21 protein-coding genes, 1 tRNA gene and 1 pseudogene are annotated in these 18,620 nt (G+C 31.2%); 17 read left to right on the top strand and 6 right to left on the bottom strand.

The window, feature by feature from the left end:
- Positions 1-107: 107 nt before the first annotated feature.
- Positions 108-180, bottom strand: a tRNA-Lys gene (locus B3R94_RS11660).
- Positions 181-478: 298 nt separating this feature from the next.
- Here B3R94_RS11660 and B3R94_RS11655 point away from each other — a divergent pair.
- Both B3R94_RS11655 and B3R94_RS11650 read left to right on the top strand, forming a co-directional pair.
- Entirely contained in the window at positions 479-1,084 is a 606-nt protein-coding gene (locus B3R94_RS11655) for a hypothetical protein (protein ID WP_115001390.1), read from the top strand.
- A gap of 2 nt (positions 1,085-1,086) precedes the next feature.
- Positions 1,087-1,614: a shikimate kinase gene (locus B3R94_RS11650; protein ID WP_291100936.1), complete on the top strand. Its 528-nt coding sequence runs from the start codon at positions 1,087-1,089 to the stop codon at positions 1,612-1,614.
- On the opposite strand, the gene B3R94_RS11645 is transcribed toward B3R94_RS11650, so the two are convergent.
- Complete coding sequence (locus B3R94_RS11645; RefSeq protein WP_038334500.1) at positions 1,611-2,024, bottom strand: RNA-binding S4 domain-containing protein; 414 nt, start codon at positions 2,022-2,024, stop codon at positions 1,611-1,613. The genes B3R94_RS11650 and B3R94_RS11645 overlap by 4 nt on opposite strands.
- A 67-nt stretch (positions 2,025-2,091) precedes the next feature.
- On the opposite strand from B3R94_RS11645, the gene B3R94_RS11640 reads away from it, so the two are divergent.
- From B3R94_RS11640 to B3R94_RS11630, 3 genes are all read left to right on the top strand, one after another.
- Positions 2,092-2,859, top strand: coding sequence for a hypothetical protein (locus B3R94_RS11640; RefSeq protein ID WP_291100933.1), 768 nt, complete (start codon positions 2,092-2,094; stop codon positions 2,857-2,859).
- Positions 2,860-2,955: 96 nt separating this feature from the next.
- Complete coding sequence (gene pncB / locus B3R94_RS11635) at positions 2,956-4,158, top strand: nicotinate phosphoribosyltransferase (RefSeq protein ID WP_291100930.1); 1,203 nt, start codon at positions 2,956-2,958, stop codon at positions 4,156-4,158.
- Positions 4,159-4,212: 54 nt separating this feature from the next.
- Positions 4,213-4,953 (top strand): hypothetical protein, encoded by a 741-nt coding sequence (locus B3R94_RS11630; RefSeq protein ID WP_291100927.1) that lies wholly within the window; start codon positions 4,213-4,215, stop codon positions 4,951-4,953.
- A 60-nt stretch (positions 4,954-5,013) separates the two neighbouring features.
- Here the strand turns inward: B3R94_RS11630 and B3R94_RS11625 are convergent, their stop codons facing one another.
- Positions 5,014-6,318, bottom strand: a complete 1,305-nt coding sequence (locus B3R94_RS11625; RefSeq protein ID WP_180904959.1) for an aminopeptidase P family protein — start codon at positions 6,316-6,318, stop codon at positions 5,014-5,016.
- Positions 6,319-6,655: 337 nt separating this feature from the next.
- Between B3R94_RS11625 and rpsF the strand changes: the two genes are divergently transcribed.
- The 3 genes and pseudogenes from rpsF to rplI all read left to right on the top strand — a co-directional run.
- Positions 6,656-7,003 (top strand): 30S ribosomal protein S6, encoded by a 348-nt coding sequence (gene rpsF, locus B3R94_RS11620; RefSeq protein ID WP_038334492.1) that lies wholly within the window; start codon positions 6,656-6,658, stop codon positions 7,001-7,003.
- 8 nt (positions 7,004-7,011) lie between these two features.
- Positions 7,012-7,314, top strand: coding sequence for a 30S ribosomal protein S18 (gene rpsR, locus B3R94_RS11615; RefSeq protein WP_019976570.1), 303 nt, complete (start codon positions 7,012-7,014; stop codon positions 7,312-7,314).
- Positions 7,315-7,335: 21 nt separating this feature from the next.
- Positions 7,336-7,783 (top strand): annotated as a pseudogene (gene rplI, locus B3R94_RS11610) (50S ribosomal protein L9); the annotation flags it as partial.
- A 210-nt stretch (positions 7,784-7,993) separates the two neighbouring features.
- Here the strand turns inward: rplI and B3R94_RS11605 are convergent.
- Positions 7,994-8,818, bottom strand: coding sequence for a DUF5694 domain-containing protein (locus B3R94_RS11605; RefSeq protein WP_291074984.1), 825 nt, complete (start codon positions 8,816-8,818; stop codon positions 7,994-7,996).
- Between the two features lie 146 nt (positions 8,819-8,964).
- Here B3R94_RS11605 and B3R94_RS11600 point away from each other — a divergent pair, with 146 nt between their 5' ends.
- Together B3R94_RS11600 and B3R94_RS11595 are read left to right on the top strand one after the other, a co-directional pair.
- Complete coding sequence (locus B3R94_RS11600; RefSeq protein WP_291074986.1) at positions 8,965-10,032, top strand: sensor histidine kinase; 1,068 nt, start codon at positions 8,965-8,967, stop codon at positions 10,030-10,032.
- On the top strand, positions 10,019-10,699 hold the full coding sequence (locus B3R94_RS11595; RefSeq protein WP_291100924.1) for a LytR/AlgR family response regulator transcription factor: 681 nt from the start codon (positions 10,019-10,021) through the stop codon (positions 10,697-10,699). Before B3R94_RS11600 ends, B3R94_RS11595 begins: the two co-directional genes overlap by 14 nt.
- Before the next feature lie 130 nt (positions 10,700-10,829).
- Here B3R94_RS11595 and aroC read toward each other — a convergent pair whose 3' ends face one another.
- Together aroC and B3R94_RS11585 are read right to left on the bottom strand one after the other, a co-directional pair.
- Complete coding sequence (aroC, locus tag B3R94_RS11590) at positions 10,830-11,888, bottom strand: chorismate synthase (RefSeq protein WP_115001405.1); 1,059 nt, start codon at positions 11,886-11,888, stop codon at positions 10,830-10,832.
- 23 nt (positions 11,889-11,911) lie between these two features.
- Positions 11,912-12,985, bottom strand: a complete 1,074-nt coding sequence (locus B3R94_RS11585) for a 3-oxoacyl-ACP synthase III family protein (RefSeq protein ID WP_038334667.1) — start codon at positions 12,983-12,985, stop codon at positions 11,912-11,914.
- Between the two features lie 123 nt (positions 12,986-13,108).
- On the opposite strand from B3R94_RS11585, the gene B3R94_RS11580 reads away from it, so the two are divergent.
- From B3R94_RS11580 to rpsI, 7 genes are all read left to right on the top strand, one after another.
- Positions 13,109-13,672, top strand: a complete 564-nt coding sequence (locus B3R94_RS11580) for a hypothetical protein (RefSeq protein ID WP_038334487.1) — start codon at positions 13,109-13,111, stop codon at positions 13,670-13,672.
- Positions 13,673-13,697: 25 nt separating this feature from the next.
- On the top strand, positions 13,698-14,438 hold the full coding sequence (gene ubiE / locus B3R94_RS11575; RefSeq protein WP_038334486.1) for a bifunctional demethylmenaquinone methyltransferase/2-methoxy-6-polyprenyl-1,4-benzoquinol methylase UbiE: 741 nt from the start codon (positions 13,698-13,700) through the stop codon (positions 14,436-14,438).
- Between the two features lie 26 nt (positions 14,439-14,464).
- The gene (locus B3R94_RS11570; protein ID WP_038334485.1) at positions 14,465-15,265 is read left to right on the top strand and encodes a porin family protein; all 801 of its coding nucleotides are present in this window, start codon (positions 14,465-14,467) and stop codon (positions 15,263-15,265) included.
- A gap of 52 nt (positions 15,266-15,317) precedes the next feature.
- Positions 15,318-16,457: an acyl-CoA dehydrogenase family protein gene (locus tag B3R94_RS11565; RefSeq protein WP_219033597.1), complete on the top strand. Its 1,140-nt coding sequence runs from the start codon at positions 15,318-15,320 to the stop codon at positions 16,455-16,457.
- A gap of 123 nt (positions 16,458-16,580) precedes the next feature.
- On the top strand, positions 16,581-17,441 hold the full coding sequence (locus B3R94_RS11560; RefSeq protein ID WP_180904968.1) for a fumarylacetoacetate hydrolase family protein: 861 nt from the start codon (positions 16,581-16,583) through the stop codon (positions 17,439-17,441).
- 357 nt (positions 17,442-17,798) lie between these two features.
- Positions 17,799-18,254, top strand: coding sequence for a 50S ribosomal protein L13 (rplM, locus tag B3R94_RS11555; protein ID WP_038334665.1), 456 nt, complete (start codon positions 17,799-17,801; stop codon positions 18,252-18,254).
- Between the two features lie 9 nt (positions 18,255-18,263).
- Positions 18,264-18,620: 30S ribosomal protein S9 (gene rpsI, locus B3R94_RS11550; RefSeq protein WP_291100921.1), on the top strand; the 357-nt coding region annotated here is incomplete at its 3' end.

The following is an 18,620-nucleotide window of genomic DNA, read 5'->3' as shown; positions in this document are numbered from 1 at the left end:
GCTACCAGGTCTCCGTTTTTTCGGACTGCAAATATACGATTATATCTGAGTTTACAAAACGAAAGACGTTTTTATTTTTTTATATAAAAAAGAACGTTTTGACTAAGTGACCTGGCTGGGGCTCGAACCCAGGACCCCAACATTAAAAGTGTTGTGCTCTACCAACTGAGCTACCAGGTCGGTTTCTTAAATCGAGTGCAAATATAGGGCGTTTAATACTAATTTAACAAACGTTTTGTGAAGTTTTTTACAATTTATTAATTAATCATTTCGGTTTTAAGAACTTAAATTTAGATAAATTTTTAGTTTTTTTTTGAAAGATAGAATTTCGGATAAGAAAACTGAAAAAATAAGCCATAGAAACATCATTTTATATATTTGATAAATGATTTATATACTATATTTGTCATCCAGCAAATCTAAATCTATGTGAACCGAAATTATTTTCGGAACGCTATTTAAAGATTGAAATTTTAGAATGAAGAAGAATATACTATATATTATTATTGCTTTGTTTTCGATAGTGTCGTGTAAAAAATCTGACAACCCAGAGGCAGACGTACCCGATTCTGAATATGCAAACAATTGTAATCAGGAAACAAAAGATGCACATTTGTCTAATTTTGCATTGAAAGAATTAAAGGAATTAATAAAAGATCAACCACAGATTATTCATCAAAAATTGAATGATCGTTGTTTCAAGGTTTCTAAACTTGGAAAAAATTTATACATTCAAAATTCAGATCGTTTAGATTCTTTGAAGATTAAAAACAATAATCAAGGAACAATGTTTTTGAATAAAATAACAGCAATACAGGTTTCACAAGAGATTGTTTATAAATTAACATATTCTTTTCCTATTAAATTCTTGAATCAATATAGAGCAGAAATCAAAAAAGATGCGCCAAAATCTAAATATCATCATTCAAATTCAATCGTTACTAACGAAGATTATCAAGTAACTTATAATGTGGAACGTTATGATGCAAGACGTTTGGAGAATACGTATTCATATCAAATTGATACGTTTGATGGATATGCGAGATTAACTATTTTTTATTCAGAAGACTTACCAGTAGACTAATCATGATTATTTCTTTAGTAGGATATATGGGTAGCGGAAAATCGACTACCGGAAAAGATTTAGCCAAAGCATTGGGTTTCGAATTTATTGATCTTGATGATTTTATCGAACAAAAATATCAAACAAAAATTAGTGAGATTTTTGAAAAAGAAGGCGAATTAGGTTTTCGTAAAAAAGAACGAGAAGCCTTAAAAGAAGTTCTGACTTCAACAAACATTGTGCTTTCTTTGGGCGGTGGAACTCCTGTTTATTACGATAATATGGATGAGATTACCAACAATTCAATTTCATTTTTTATGCGTGTGCAATTACCGCAATTGGTGAAACGATTGGAAAATAAAAAAGAAACTCGACCTTTGATTGCTCACCTTTCTGATGAAGAAATGATGGAGTTTATTGCGAAACATTTGTTTGAGCGCAATCAGTTTTATGAAAAGGCAAAATATACAATCAGTATTTCAAACCAAAGTACATTAGAGATTTTGGACGAAATTATGAAACATCTTAAAAAGGAGAAGATTTGGAATTAATCCAAATCTTCTCCTTTTATAATGATACCTTCAGTATCTTCTCCACCCTCTTCTAAATAATCATCCAAATCTCGGCGATCTTTTTTCGTTGGTCGACCTTCTCCTCTTTCACGATAATAATCTTGCGAAAGCTTTCGAAGCTCTAACACTTCATATTCTTCTTTTGGCGTTGTATCCACAATATGCAAGGTTAACAATTTAGCTCCAATTCTATTATTTGGCACTTGCAATACTTTAAAAGATAAATTAATTTGATCTTTTCTCACCTCAATCGCATCACCTGGAATTATATCTCGCGACGCTTTTGCTACATCTCCATTCACTTTTACACGATTCTTTTTTACCGCATCAGCCGCTAAAGATCTCGTTTTATAATATCTAACACTCCAAAGAAATTTATCTAATCTCATTTAAAACTGAATATTTGTTAGGTTAAACTAATATTTTTTCTAAATTCGCAATATAAATCGAAATAACATGATAAAGAAATTCTTCGTTACTTTAATTGCATGTTCTGCTGTTTTAGTAGGATGTAATAATGATGATGATAATGGTGTAAATAAAGAAACTAAAATTCCAGTTGAAGAACGTAATGCTTTAGATGATGAAGCGATTCAACAATATATGGAAGATTATTATTTCAATCCTAAAAATGGAAAACTTACAAAGTTTGATACCATAAAAGGAAACGATGATGATGCTTATCCAACATTAAAATCTTTAGCAAAACAAGATAACTTAGGAATTTGGTATGCCGAAAATCCAAATCATAAAGGAACAGGAGAATCTATTGTTTCTAATGATAGTACTTCTATTTATTTAAATATTGAATCAAGCTCTTTCCTAGCTACAAATAGCACAGATTACAAAAGAAAATATGGCTTAGTTAGTCAAATTTATCTAACTGGATGGAACTCAATAAACGTAAGTGATGGATCTTCAATTCAAGATCCAACTTATTATTACTACATTCCTACTGAAACTGAAGCTAAAAATGGAGTAAAAAGAGAACATGTCGAATTGAAAAATTTCGCAGAAGGGCTTAAACATTTTAAATCTACAAACCGTTCTACAAATGATTTGTATAACTTTCAAGGTGTAATCATTTTACCTTCTCGTTTAGCTTATGCACGAAATAAATACTACGTTTCTGGATCAGGACTATCTGATTACTCATCATTCAGAGACCTTACAATAGTTTTCAATTTCGAATTACCTAAAATCGAAAAAAGAACAACAAAATAATTATCTTCAAAACAAGATAATCTTACAAAAACCATCTGTATTGATGGTTTTTTTTTATCTTTAAATTTCAAAATATATTAGAATTAAACCTAAAAAATGAGTATTATAAAATCTATTATCGATAACGATTTCTATAAATTCACCATGCAATTTGGCGTTACAAAATTGTATCCAGATGTAATGGCTCGCTATAAATTCATCAACCGAGGCGAACATCAATTTCCTGAAGGTTTTGCGGATGAATTACAAAAAGAAATCAATGCAATGGCTTCACTTGCTTTAACCAAAGAGGAAAAAGATTTTTTCACAACGAACTGTCCTTATTTAAGTCCTGCTTATTTAGACTTTTTGCAAGGTTATCGTTATGATCCAAATGAAGTAAAAATCACCCAAAACGGTACTGATGTAGAAGTGCATGTAGAAGGATATTGGTATCGCACTATTTTATGGGAAGTTCCAATCTTATGTTTGATTAGCGAAATTTTCTATAAATTGACAAATGCTCAACGCATTTCGAACGAAGAAATCACAAAACGTACAAGCGATAAAGTTGATTTATACAATCGTCTTGGCGTTACAATTGCGGAATTTGGTACGCGTCGTCGTCACAGTTACGAAGTTCATGATGTCGTGATGAAAGAATTAACAAACCATAAAGGAAAAAGTTTTGTCGGAACTTCTAATGTTCACTTTGCACATAAATATGGCGTAAAACCAATTGGAACTCATGCTCACGAATGGTTTATGTTTCATGGTGCGCGTTACGGATTCAAGATTGCGAATTCAATCAGCTTAGATCGTTGGGTAAAAGTTTATTATGGTGATTTAGGAATTGCTTTGACTGACACTTATACATCGGATGTTTTCTTTGGACAATTTGATAAAAAATTATCTAAATTATTTGATGGCGTTCGTCATGATTCTGGAGATCCGATTGAATTTGGAGAAAAAACAATTGCGCATTACGAAAAAATGGGCATCAATCCTTTATTCAAAACGATTATTTTCTCGGATGGATTAAATTCAGAAAAAGTGGAAATGATTACAAAAGCTTTCAAAGGAAGAATTGGATTATCATTTGGAATTGGAACCAACTTAACAAACGACACTGATTTAAAACCTATGAATATCGTGATGAAATTAACCGAAATTTCTTCTATTGATATTAAATGGACAGGCGTTGTAAAACTTTCGGACGAAAAAAATAAACACACTGGAACTCCACGTATGATTGCTCTTGCAAAAGAAATGTTAGATTTAGATGACATTCCATCGCATGATGCGCCAGAAAATGATTAAGAATTTTCTTAAAAATGGATTTTTTTTGTATTTTCAACATATAAATAACATTAAATGAAAAAGTTTTTAATTCTATTCCTACTTTCGAACTTAGTATTAGCACAAGTTGAAGAAATTAAATATGAAGTAATATATAAATCAAAATTCTCTGAATTCGCTTTAAATAAATTTAAAGAAGATAAAAGAACTAATATAAATCGTGAAGATTTTTTACAAAAAACTCAAAATCCAAAACCAAGTTATTATACACTTACAAATGATAAAAAGTCATCAAAATTAGTCTATGAGAGTTCTATAAACAATGAGCAAAATTCAAATTTGGAAGTTAATATAAAACCTTTTGGAAGCGGACCTATTTACAAATTTTCTTCAAAAGATAGTATAAATAGTTACACAGAGTATCCAATTTTAGGTAAAAATATTTTTACAAAAAAGGAATTACAAAAATTAATTTGGACAAAAATAAACAATGATTCTATCATCCTAAATTTTAATACAAGACAATATAAAGCGGAAAATCAAGATGCTACATATACAATTTGGGTAACTAATCAACTACCTAACAATTTAGGTATTTCTGATTTATTTTTTCAAGATGGATTTATTCTAAAAATAAAAATAACAAAAAAACCAACTCAGGTTTTTGATTATGAAATCATTGAAGCTTATCCGTTAAGTATAAAAACAAAAAAAGTTAAAAATTATAAAGAGTTAGAATTAAGAAATATTAATATATACTCGGAATTACAAATTAAGGATATGTATAAAAATTTTAACTCAACTCCTATTCAATAAAAAATGGAACTCACTATTGAGTTCCATTTTTGTTTTGTTATCATTTAATATAATGAAAGATTATTTATTCATTAAATCTTCGATTTCTTCTGCTTCTAACGGAATATTTTGCATCAAGTTGAAAGGCTTTCCTTCTTTCTGAATTACATAATCATCTTCCAAACGAATTCCAAAACCTTCTGCAGGAATATAGAATCCTGGCTCGTTTGTGAAAACCATTCCAGCCACAAAATCATCAGTTAATAAACCATAATCATGCGTATCTAATCCCATGTGATGAGATGTCCCATGCATCATGTATTTTTTGTAAGCTGGCCAAGCTGGATCTTCGTTTTGTACATCTGCTTTATCCAACAAACCTAGACCTAACAATTCAGAAGTATAAACTTTTCCTAATTCTTCGTGGTATTTGTACCAATTATTTCCAGGAACTAACATCGTTTCTGCTTCTTTTTTACAACGTAAAACCGCATCATATACTTCTCGTTGACGTTTTGTATATTTTCCATTAACTGGAATTGTACGTGACATATCTGATGAATAATTTGCATATTCAGCTGCAACATCAAACAAAATCAAATCACCGTCTTTACATTCTTGATTATTTTGAATATAATGCAACACATTTGCATTATTTCCAGACGCAATAATTGGCGTGTATGCAAAACCTTTTGAACGATTACGAAGAAATTCGTGAACAAACTCAGCTTCGATTTCGAATTCCCAAACTCCAGGTTTTACGAAATTTAAAATACGACGAAAACCTTTTTCTGTGATATCACACGCTTGTTGAATCAATTGAATTTCTTCTGGTTCTTTTACAGAACGTAAACGTTGCAAAATAGGATTTGAACGTAAATAAGTATGTCCAGGATAATCTACTTTCAATTGTTTTACAAAACGATCTTCGCGCGTTTCTACTTGAGGTGCTTCTGTTACGCGATAATGCTCATTTTTATTTACATAAACATTATCTGCTTCTACCATCAATTTGCGCAAAACATTTGGTAAATCTTGTAACCAAAGTACAGTTTTGATTCCAGAAACTTCTGTTGCTTGAGCTTTTGATAATTTTTCTCCTTCCCAAACTGCAATATGATCGTTTGTTTCACGAACAAATAATACTTCCTTATATTTAGGATCGTAAGCGTCAGGAAAAATTAATAAGATAGATTCTTCTTGATCAACTCCAGATAAATAAAAAATATCACGATGTTGTGCAAACGGTAACGTAGAATCTGAAGAAATTGGATAAATATCGTTAGAATTGAAAATAGCAAGAGAACGAGGTTTCATTGCTTTTACAAATTTCGCTCTGTTCTTTACGAATAACTCGCTTGGAATAGGATTGTATTTTGTTGTCATAAAATTTTACATTAATTATTATGACCAAATTTAAGAAGATGTTTTTAGAAAAAAAAGGAAAACCCTCGCAGAAACGAGGGTTTTAACCTTAACCAACCTAAACCTATGAAAAAGCCATTAGCCTTTTATGTTGACAAATGTAAGCTACTTTTTTTAAACTGCAAATTTTTTTTAAAAAAAGTCAATATTTTTTGAAGATCAATATGATAAAACGATAATATTCAATAAATAAGGTTTTAATAAAAATTCAATAAATATTCATTTGTATAATTAAAATTATTCTCCCTATATTTGCACCTCGAATTTTAGTATAATAATAACTTAAAAGAAGTTAAAAATGACACATTACGAAACTGTTTTCATTTTGACTCCCGTTCTATCTGATTCTCAGGTAGAGGAAGCAGTTAATAAATTCAATGACTTTGTTACTGCTAACGGTGGTGAAATCGTAGCAAAAGAGAACTGGGGCTTAAAAAAATTAGCTTATCCAATTCAAAACAAAAGAAATGGATTCTACCACTTAGTAGAATTTAAATCAGACAATAACGAGTTAGTTTCTCAATTAGAAGTTGCTTACAAACGTGATGAGCGTGTAATCCGTTTCTTAACTGTGAAATTAGACAAACACGGTATGGACTGGGCAGAAAAACGTAGAACAAAATTAAAGTCTAACTCTAACAAATAAGCAAAGCTATGGCAATTGACGATTTAGCAAAAAAAGCAGCTGGAGGTAGCGAATCAGAAATCCGTTATTTATCTCCTTTAGATATCGAAACACAATCAAACTCAAAATATTGTCGTTTCAAAAAATTTGGAATCAAATACGTTGACTATAAAGACGCTGATTTCTTAATTCAATTCGTGAATGAGCAAGGTAAAATTTTACCTCGTCGTTACACAGGAACATCTTTAAAATACCAAAGAAAAGTTTCTAAAGCGATCAAAAGAGCTCGTCACTTAGCATTAATGCCATTTATTGGTGATCAATTAAAATAATAACCTAAATATTAAAATATCATGAACGTAATTTTAAGACAAGATGTAGAAGGTTTAGGTTTTGAATTTGAAGTTGTTTCAGTAAAACCTGGATACGCGCGTAACTTTTTAATCCCTCGTGGATTAGCATCAGTTGCAACTCCAAAAAATGTACAAGAATTAAATGAAGTTTTAGATGCTCGTAAAGCAGAAGAAGCTACATTAATNNGACGCTAAAGTTGGTTCTGGAGACAAATTATTTGGATCTATCAACAACGCTGACTTAGCAGAAGCTTTAGTTAAAGCTGGTGTTGAAATTGAAAAGAAAAACATCAAAATCCCTGGAAATACTATCAAACGTTTAGGAAAATACGAAGCAAAAGTACGTTTCCACAGAGAGGTTGAAGTAGATTTCGGATTTGAAATTGTACCAGATGCTGCATCTATTAAAGCTGCTGAAGAAGCTGCTAAAACAAGAGCAGAATTAGCTAAATTAGATGCTCAAAAAGCAGCTAATGCTAACAAAGAAGAAGGTTCTTTCTTCAACTTCGATAACCCAATTTACGCTAACGATAAGAAAGCGAAAAAAGAGGAAGTATCTGAAGAAGTTGCTACAGAAGAAACTCCATCTACAGAAGAATAATTATTATTCAACTATACATAAAAAAAACCTCGCAATTGCGAGGTTTTTTTTTATTCCTTATTTTAGATAATCTAAACTATTTACTTCTTTAAACTTTGGAGACCGCCTTAAAAAGTCTTTGAAAAAAGCTGTATGCGTAGCACCCATCAGTACAAAAATGCGATCATCTTTTGTGATTGGTACATTATTCATATTTGCAAACATCCATAAATTACGTTCATAAAACTTTGCTGCTTGTTCTGCTCCTAAAGGATAGCCATTAACTGAAATGGTAGTTAATAAATCTGCATTATAATTAATCATCGAATCTAAATAATCTGGTTGATTTTTTAACCAAAGTAATTCTGCTACACCCATTTTACCCTCATTAATATTATTCTTTTCTTCATTCAAAGAGAATAACTCTTCATATTTTTTATATGTAATGGTATCTTGTTGATTTTTTAACGCATAGTAAAGTGGATAATAATAATCTTTTTGATAATCTATTCCGTAAATTTGTTTTACTCCACTCAAACGCCCAACTTCGTAAGCTAATAACTCTATTTCTGTCGGTTTATCAAATTTCATTTTTGGATTTTTTAAATATTCCGTATAAGAAGCTGCTATTCTTAGATTCTTATAAGGCTCCTGTTCTACTAAAATAATCGTTGGATTAAACATTGCAATCTTTTTTGCAATCTCATGTACTTGTCGAATGTTCTCATTATTATGTTCATCAAAATCAGTCGAATTAGCATCTGGCGTGTACCCCATGTGAAAAGTCCCTACATTGAGAACTGGAATAGCGTCATCAAATTTTGTTTGAAATTGATATTTTGTTTGAGCAGATAAATTCATCGTTCCAATAAATGTAGCAATTGCAATAAATAAGTTTTTCATTTGAGTTAAATTTTAAATTCTGATTCAAATCTCAAACATTTCGAAAAACATATTTTTAATTTATCGACCAACCCTATTGATTTATCGACGAATCACAACTCTTTTAAGTAGAAAACAATCTAATTTTACAAAAAACAGAAAAACAGATGGGAAATAGAAAAGAAATCCAGTTAATTTCTAAAAAGAACGAACTTAAAATTTTAATCATATTCTTATCTGTATATTTTATGCTTAATTATGTGAATGAAGGATTCTTTCGTTTATCTAAAAACAAGCCATTCATTGGAGAAATAGAGCTGTTTAATTCAACAATTTTTTTAGTTAAAGGATTTGTTTCTATCATTATATATTTTATTATTGCGCCAAAAATTTTTAAATCTATCAATTGGAAATCAATATTATTAGCTATAGTATATTCCTTTGCAACATTTATTGCTGTTCGATATTTTATTGAACAAATTATTACTGATCTTCTTTTTAATAAAATCAACTATTTTGAAGGAACTACAATAAGTTATTATATTTATGATAATTTACATTACGGATCTTTTATCGTTTTTTCTTCACTTTTTTTATGGATGACATTACATTCAATTAATACTTTACAACAAAATAATCAGATTGAAAAAGAAAAGAATGAAGCTGAAATTAATTTTCTAAAATCTCAAATCAATCCTCATTTTTTGTTTAATACACTCAATAATATTTACAGTTTAGTCAGTGTAAATTCGCCTAATTCATTGAAAGCAATTGAAAATTTGAGTTCGATTATGCGTTTTACAACCTATGAAACGAATAAAGATAAAATCGAAATTGAACGAGAAATAGATTACATCAATCAATACTTAGATTTGGAACAAATTCGTTACGGAGAAAGATTTTATATCGAAAAAGAATTTTATATCGAGAATTCAAAAAAAATGATTCATCCTTATATTATTTCGCCCTTTATAGAAAATGCACTAAAACATGGTGTTGTAAAAGAAAAAGATCATCCCATCAAAATCAGTTTAAAAACTGATGCTACTTTTCTCGAAATATCAGTTTCTAATAAAATAAATCAACATCAAAAAGATGAAACTTCTGGAATTGGGCTCGTAAATTTAAAAAAAAGGTTGAATTATTATTTTGGAAATAATTATACATTCGAAATTAGGAATGATCACGAAACATTTCATATTTACTTAAAAATTCCTTTTGATGCCGAAAATTAATTGTATTATCATCGACGATGAGCCACTTGCTGTAGATTTATTAAAAAAACATGCAACAGAAAATGAACAACTAAATCTTTTGTTAGCCACAACAGAAGTTTTTGAAGCAATCGATTTTTTGAAAAATAATAAAGTCGATTTAATTTTTACGGATATACAAATGCCCGAATTAACAGGAATTCAGTTGATGAAAATTTTGGATGATTCGCAAAAATTTATCGTAACAACGGCTTATCAAGATTATGCTTTAGAAAGTTTTAATTTTCATGTGGTTGATTATTTATTAAAACCGATTACTAAAACGCGTTTTGATGCCTCTATAAAAAAATATGTTGATTTTTTTCAAACGACATCAACTAAAAATCAGTCGACTTATTTGTTTGTAAAAGCAAATGGAAAGCAAGTAAAAATTAATTTTTCAGATTTAATTTACATTGAAGGTTTGAAAGATTATATTCGAATTCATACCAAAACTGAAAAAATATTAGTCTTAGAAACCATGAAGTCTTTCGAAGAAAAATTACCAAATCATTTCAAAAGAATTCATCGTTCGTATATCATCAATCTTGATTTTTTAACTTCTATTGATGGAAATTCTGTTTATCTCAATCAGAAAATTTTACCAATTGGAGAAACTTATCGAAAAGAAATGAAGGATTTTGGTTAAGAATTATTAAGAACAAAAAATACTTGTCTTTTCGAGCTTGTCGAAAAATCTCAGATTCTTCATTTCGTTAACACTGCATTCAGAATGACAATAACAAAAAACTCCAACTTTAAAGGTTGGAGTTTTTTGTTTATATATTTCTTGTTCGTTGTATCAGCAACATATCAGCCAAAACCATCGCAGCTAAACTTTCTACAATAGGAACGGCTCTTGGAACAACACAAGGATCGTGACGACCTTTTCCATGCATTTCTACCATTTTGCCATCTGCATTCAACGTTGTTTGTTCTTGCATTAATGTCGCAACTGGCTTGAAAGCAACTTTAAAATAAATATCCATTCCATTTGAAACTCCACCTTGTATTCCTCCAGAATAATTGGTTCTTGTTGTTCCATCTTGGTTGAATTGATCATTCATTTCTGAACCTTTCATCGATGTAGAAGCAAAACCTTCGCCGTATTCAAAACCTTTTACGGCATTTATCGACATCATCGCCTGTCCTAAACGTGCATGCAATTTATCAAAAATTGGTTCACCTAAACCAACTGGCACATTTTGAATAACACAAGTTACTTCACCTCCAATTGTATCACCTTCTTTGCGAATTTCTTTGATACGATTAATCATTTTTTCTGCCATTTCTAGATCTGGACAACGAACTGCCGTTTCTTCAATTTTAGAAAAATCTAATGTAGAATAATCATTATCCAACTTCAACTCACCTACTCCGCTTACATAAGCTGTAATATTGATATTTGGAATCACATGTTTTGCAACAGCACCACCAACAACCCAATTAGCCGTTTCTCGCGCAGAAGTTCTTCCTCCACCTCTATGATCGCGAACACCATATTTGGTTTCGTATGTAAAATCGGCATGAGAAGGACGAAAAACGTCTTTTATATGATCGTAATCGTGAGATTTTTGATTATCATTCGGAATAATAAACCCGATAGAAGCACCTGTTGTTTTTCCTTCAAAAATACCTGAAAGAAATTGTACTGTATCTGGTTCTTTTCGTTGTGTCACAATTGCAGATTGTCCTGGTTTACGACGATCTAATTGCGCTTGTATCCAATCAAAATCTAATTCGATTCCACTTGGAACGCCATCAATTACACCTCCAATCGCTACACCATGACTTTCGCCAAAAGTTGAAATTTTAAATAGTCTTCCGAATGTATTCACAATAGTATATGTGTTTTTTGTTTTTATTTTTCGAATTGATAAATCACTGCATTAACATTCATTGTAGCTCCAACAGAAGCTAAAATAATTTTATCATTTGCGTGAAATTGATGAGGAGCTAATTCTCCTTTTTTGATTAAATCAAACATTGTAGGAACCGTTGCTACAGATGTATTTCCTAAGAATTGAACTGTCATTGGATCAATTTTTTCTGGTACAGCTACACCATATAATTTGTATAAACGCTCTATCATTGCATGATCCATTTTTGCATTTGCTTGGTGCAATAAAATTTTATCAATATCGGTAATTGATAAATTTGTTTCATCTAACAATTCTTTAATTGCTGGTGGAACATTTTTTAATACGAATTCGTAAACTTTACGACCTTTCATATTAATTGTTTTGATTGAACCTTTATAATCTGGATTTGCAGAACGTCCATTTGTCAAGTAAGCCAATTCATCACCTGTATAACTTAACGTTTCGTGATTGATGATTCCATATTTATAATCAGCTTCTTTCGCTTCCAAAACAACTGCTCCTGCTCCATCTGCAAAAATCATCGCAGAACGATCATGCGGATCTACAGCACGAGATAACGTATCAGAACCGATTACCAAAACTTTCTTTGCAATATTTGCTTGAATAAATTGATGTCCTAAAATCAATGATTCTATCCAACCAGGACAACCAAATGTCATATCATAAGGCTTACATTTTAGGTTTTTGATTCCTAAATTGTGTTTTACTTTTGCCGAAATTGACGGCATGATATCAATTTGATGACCAACAGGATCAATATCTCCAAAGTTGTGCCCAACGATTATATAATCTAATTCTTCTGGATTAACACCAGATTCTTCAATTGCTTTTTTAGCAGCAAAAGTTGCGATATCAGAATTTAATAAATCATCTTCTACATATCTTCTTTCTCTGATTTCTGTAATTTCCTCAAATTTACGCGTAATTTCTTCACCAGTTTTATCCAAACGATTTCCACTTTCGTCATAAAATTCGTGGTTAACAAAATCTTCGTTCGTAACAATTCTATTCGGTAAATAGTGTCCAGAACCTGTAATTACAGAGTTTATCATATTAATATTGTTCAATTTTAATAAAAAAATAATAGCGACAAAGTTACACATTTCATTAAAATAGTCATGAAAAATATGTAATAACTCATACCGAAATTAATAAAGTATATTTAATTTAGCAGCATGAAAAAAAATCCTTCATTAATTGGTCTTTTAATCGTCTGTGGATTAGCTGCTTTAATCGTTGTTATTTATAACACTTTTCTAAGCAAAAAAGATGGGTATGTGATTGATAATCCATCAAACAAAACCTTGACAATCAAAATTAACGATAAAGATTTTACAATTGCACCGCAACAAAATGCAAGAGTAGACTTGAAAAAAGGAAAAGCGCATATCGTTTATAGTTTTAATAACAAAAATGTAGATACAGTTGTAGATATTACGAGAGCAAATGGTTTTATAAATCCAACGCATCAAGAATATTATACATTTACACGACCTTATGGTGTTAGAAAAAACAAAGATTCTATCTTTTTATCAAACAATATTGCAATAGATAACAAGATTTATCACGGAATTATCGAAAAATCTTCTCAATTATACATCGAAAACTTTTACTATAACATCGATCAAGATTATCCTAAAATGTTCATAAAAAGTAGTGGAAGCGAGAAAGCAACTGATTTATCGAAAATATTTAACAAAGAAGATTTTAAACAATTTTATTTCGAGAATTACGAATAAGATTTAGATTTTATAACTTTACAAAATGGCAAATCATCAACACGATGCAGTAACTCCTTACGAAGCATCAGATCTAAATAAAAAGAAACAAGTCGAGCAAATGTTCGATAATATTTCGCCAAAATACGATTTATTAAACCGTGTTTTATCAATGGGAATCGACATTCAATGGCGAAAAGATGTTATCAAAATGGTAAAAGCTTCTCAACCAAAAACGATTTTAGATATCGCGACTGGAACAGGAGATTTAGCGATTATGATGGGTAAAAATACCGATGCAAAAATTACTGGATTAGACTTATCTAACGGAATGTTGGAAGTTGGTCGCAAAAAAGTAAAAGAAGCTGGATTAGAAAATCGTATCGAAATGGTGCAAGGTGATTCGGAAAATTTACCTTTTCCTGATAACACTTTTGACTGTGTGACCGTTTCTTTTGGTGTTCGTAATTTTGAAAACTTAGAGAAAGGTTTAGCAGAAATTAATCGTGTTTTAAGACCTGGAGGAACTTTCGTTATTTTAGAATTTTCTTATCCTACAGCTTTTCCAATGAAACAGTTGTACACATTTTATTCTAAAAATATTTTACCTGCAATTGGTAAAATGGTTTCGAAAGATCAAAGTGCTTATACCTATTTACCAGATTCAGTTCGTGCTTTTCCACATGGAGAAGAAATGAAAAACATTCTGAAAAGTGTAAAATTTACACAACCTATTGATAAAAAACTTACTTTTGGTATTGCAAGCATTTATAAAAGTATAAAATAAATTTGCTTGTTATTCGTTGAAAGTCTATGAGAAAAAATCTAATCATCGCATTATCGTTAACTGTTGCTAGCATTGCAAATGCGCAGTTTCGCCCTAATAATGACAGAAGCGAAAACAGAACTGAAACTGATCAGAAAAAATTTAGTTTTGGATATTTCTTGGGAACTAATATGATGAGTTACAAGATTGTTCCTAAAGCACAAACTAACCCTGTCCCTGGAGCTCCTCAAATTCCAGAAGATGATGGAGTAAATGAACACGGTTTAGTTTATTTAGATCAAGAAAGTAAAGCTGGTTTCTCTGTTGGATTAATCGCTAAAATGCGTGTGAATGATTACATCGACTTAAAGTCTGAACCAGGATTGCATTTTGCACAACGTATTTTACATTTTCGTAACGCCCCTTTAGCTGGAACATCAACTGGTACTTACGAAGGAGATTTAGAAGATTCTAATGTAAAACGCGAAGTAAAATCTACTTATATCGAAATCCCATTGTTACTTAACTTTCACGGAGATCGTTGGTTCAATACACGTCCATATATTCAAGGAGGTTTGGGTTATCTAATGAATTTACAATCGAACGAAAATAAAGAAGACGATAACGCTACTGGAGTTTTCAGAACAACAACGAATAACTTTAACTGGCAAGCAGAAATTGGTGTTGAAATTTATTTCAAACGATTTAAACTTACACCAGCCCTAAAAGGTATGTTCTTCTTTAATAATGAAATTGTTCCTGATAAACCTTCTACAGATCCTTATTGGACAGGAAGTTTGAATTCATTATCAACCAGAGCATTTGTTTTTTCTCTAAAATTTGAATAAAAATTTAAAGTCATAATCATAAAATAATAAAAACCATAAATAATATAATCACATGAATTTTCAATTATCGGAAGAACAATTAATGATTCAAGAAGCTGCTCGTGATTTCGCTAAAGCCGAATTATTACCAGGAGTTATCGAACGCGACGAAACATCTACTTTCCCAACTGATGCAGTAAAAAAAATGGGAGAACTTGGATTCTTAGGTATGATGGTTGACCCAAAATACGGAGGATCTGGTTTAGATAGCGTTTCTTATGTCATTGCAATGGAAGAAATCGCTAAAGTTGATGCTTCTGCTGCTGTTGTCATGTCAGTTAACAACTCTTTGGTTTGTGCTGGTATGGAAAAATATTGTAACGAAGATCAAAAACAAAAATATTTAGTACCATTAGCTTCTGGTCAAGTGATTGGAGCATTTTGTTTATCTGAACCAGATGCTGGTTCTGATGCGACTTCTCAAAAAACTACTGCGGTAGATATGGGAGATTACTATTTATTAAATGGTACAAAAAACTGGATTACGAATGGTGGAACAGCTTCTACTTATTTAGTAATCGCTCAAACTGATCCAGAAAAAGGTCACAAAGGAATCAATGCTTTCATCGTAGAAAAAGGATGGGCAGGTTTCGAAATTGGACCAAAAGAACAAAAAATGGGAATCCGTGGTTCTGACACACATTCATTGTTCTTTAATGATGTTAAAGTGCCAAAAGAAAACCGTATTGGTGAAGACGGATTTGGATTTGCTTTCGCAATGAATGTCTTAAACGGAGGACGTATTGGTATCGCTTCTCAAGCTTTAGGAATTGCACAAGGTGCTTATGAATTAGCGTTAGATTATGCAAAAATTCGTAAAGCCTTCAAAACAGAAATCATCAATCACCAAGCTGTTGCATTCAAATTAGCAGATATGGCAACTAATATTACAGCTGCTCGTATGTTATGTTTTAAAGCTGCGGTTGAGAAAGATGAGGGAAAAGACATTTCTATTTCTGGTGCAATGGCAAAACTATTTGCTTCTAAAACAGCGAACGAAGTTGCTTCAGAAGCCGTTCAAATTCATGGAGGAAATGGTTATGTTCGCGAGTATCATGTAGAACGTATGATGCGCGATGCAAAAATTACTCAGATTTACGAAGGAACATCAGAAATTCAAAAAATTGTAATTTCGAGAGGAATTGCTAAATAATTTTAAATAAATATAATTATTTTTTATCTTTATAAGACATCTGTTAATGACAGATGTCTTTTTTTATTTATTTAATCAAAAAACAATACGTCGTATATTTGTGGCGGAAAAAATATAAAGAAGATGAAAATTTTTAGATTCGGACCAAAAGGTCAGGAGAAATCAGGTGTAATCATCGATGAGAAAAAATTCGATGTTTCAGCATCAGGAATTATTTATGATGATGATTTTTTTGGAAATACAGAAAAACAAGAAACTTTACAAAAATATATCGAGCTTAACATTAACAGCTTGCCATTAGTTGAAGATGATGTACGTATTGGTACACCTTTAACTCGCCCAGGAAAAATTGTTTGTGTAGGTCTTAACTTCGATGATCACGTAAAAGAAACAGGTTTACAACAACAAGCAGAACCGATTATGTTTATCAAAGCGAATCAATCGTTTAACGGACCAGAAGACGGAATTATGCAACCAAATGGTTCTACAAAAATGGACTGGGAAACAGAGCTTTGTATTATTATTGGGGAAAAAGCAAATAATGTAACGGAAGAAGACGCAATGAATCACGTATATGGTTATGCATTGATTAATGATATTTCTGAACGTGCTTTCCAAACAGAACGTGGTGGAACTTGGGACAAAGGAAAAGGATGTGATACATTTGCACCTGTTGGACCTTTTATTGCAACAAAAGACGAAATCGAGGATGTTAATAATTTACGTGTTTGGTTAAAATTAAACGGAGAATTAATGCAAGATGGAAACACTAGCGATTTTATTTACCGTATTCCTAAATTAATTTCTTACTTATCTCAATTCATGTCTTTCTTACCTGGAGATATTATTTCTACAGGTTCTCCAGCAGGATCAGGAATGGGAAAAACACCTCAAGTTTGGTTAAAACCAGGAGATGTTATTGAATATGGAATTGAAGGTTTAGGTTCTACAACTCAAACAATTTTACCTTTCTCAAGAGGTTAAAAATAAGATATCTTACAATAAAAAAACCGTGCAATTCAAAATTTTAATTGCACGGTTTTTAAATTTTGTTTGGCATCATACTTAATTGATTAAACGATAAAATGAATTCTTTTTATGTAATCTGTTAATCATTTTTAAACAATCAATCGCTTAAATAGAATGTCTAATTCGCAAAAAAAATATTGGATATTCAATTAATTAACGTAATTTTGCAAACGTTTTGACAACCGTCTAAATGGTACAAATCCATCAAAGTGACGAATAATTCCTAAAATCTTTTGGGAAAACAGAATCATTTTGTACATTTGCACCCCGATCGGATTGTCGGTAATTTATAAAATATTAAAAATCAAGATAGTGGACACGTTAAGTTACAAAACTTCATCAGCCAACAAAGAAACTGCTCAGAAAGAATGGGTAGTTGTGGACGCTTCTGACTTATCATTAGGTCGTTTAGCGTCAGGTGTTGCGAAGCTTATCAGAGGTAAGCACAAAACAAACTTCACTCCTCATGCAGATTGTGGAGATTATGTAATTGTTTTAAACGCTGACAAAATTCAATTAACAGGTAACAAATGGGATGACAAATTATACATTCGTCACACAGGTTACCCAGGTGGACAAAGATCTTTAACTGCGAAAGAAGTTTTTGCAAAAGATCCTGTACGCTTAATCGAAAAGTCAGTAAAAGGAATGTTACCTAAAAATAAATTAGGTAGTAAATTATTGACTAATTTACATGTATTTGTTGGTACTGAGCACAATCACGAAGCTCAACAACCAAAACAAATCGATATTAACGAATATTTATAATCTAATTCCATGGCAATAGTTCATAAAATCGGACGTAGAAAAACATCTGTTGCTCGTGTATACTTACAAGAAGGTAATGGAGAAATCTTCATTAACGGGCGCGAGTTAGCAATCTACTTCCCTACGGCAGTATTACAATACAAAGTAGAACAACCATTTTTAATCACTGGTACAAAAGAGAAATACAATGTAGATATCAAAGTATTTGGTGGTGGAATCACTGGTCAAGCTGAAGCAATTCGTTTAGCAATTTCTAGAGCTTTATGTGAAGTTGACGCAGATTTTCGTTTACAATTAAAACCAGAAGGGTTATTAACACGTGACCCACGTATGGTTGAACGTAAAAAATTCGGTCAAAAGAAAGCG

It is taken from the genome of Empedobacter sp. UBA7611 (genome assembly GCF_002484365.1).
GTDB lineage: Bacteria > Bacteroidota > Bacteroidia > Flavobacteriales > Weeksellaceae > Empedobacter > Empedobacter falsenii_B.
Note: the sequence above shows the minus strand (reverse complement) of the source record. Positions and strands in the feature narration are given on the sequence as shown.